The organism is Massilia mucilaginosa, from assembly GCF_011682145.1.
GTDB classification, from domain to species: domain Bacteria; phylum Pseudomonadota; class Gammaproteobacteria; order Burkholderiales; family Burkholderiaceae_D; genus Telluria_A; species Telluria_A mucilaginosa.
This window is the reverse complement of the sequence record NZ_WHJH01000216.1, coordinates 1-435: the sequence shown is the minus strand read 5'-3', so window position 1 is coordinate 435 and position 435 is coordinate 1. Positions and strand designations below refer to the sequence as shown.

The following is a 435-nucleotide window of genomic DNA, read 5'->3' as shown; positions in this document are numbered from 1 at the left end:
GCCCGCGCGCTTTCAGGTAGGCCAGCGCCTCCGGGGACTGCGCCAGCGTCTCGTGGTAGTAGCCGATCACCTGGTTCAGCAGCGCCTGGTCGTCGGCGTCGAACGACACCGGCGCCGGCAGGCTGCGTGCCGTGCTGCGCTCTTGCGGTGTGCCGGCGGCGGCCTGCACACCGGCGGCTAAGGCAGGATCGGCCTTGAGCAGTTCCACCGCGTGCCGGAACGATACGCCCTGCAACTTCATCACCCAATCGATCGGCCCGCCGCCAATCTGGCAGCCAAAGCAGTGCCACAGGTTTTTTGAGGGCGTCACCACCAGCGACGGCTCGCTGTCCTCGTGGAAGGGGCACACGCCGATGCGGTCCTTGCCGGACTTTTTCAGGGCGATGCCGGCCGACTCGACCAGGCGCTCGACCGCCACTTCATTCTTTAGCCGCT

Annotated in this window: 1 protein-coding gene; it reads right to left on the bottom strand. The window is 67.1% G+C overall.

All coding sequences use genetic code 11. The features are described from left to right. Positions 1-435, bottom strand: a 435-nt coding sequence (locus F2P45_RS34560; protein WP_229505450.1) for a CHC2 zinc finger domain-containing protein, incomplete at both ends; no start/stop codon positions are given.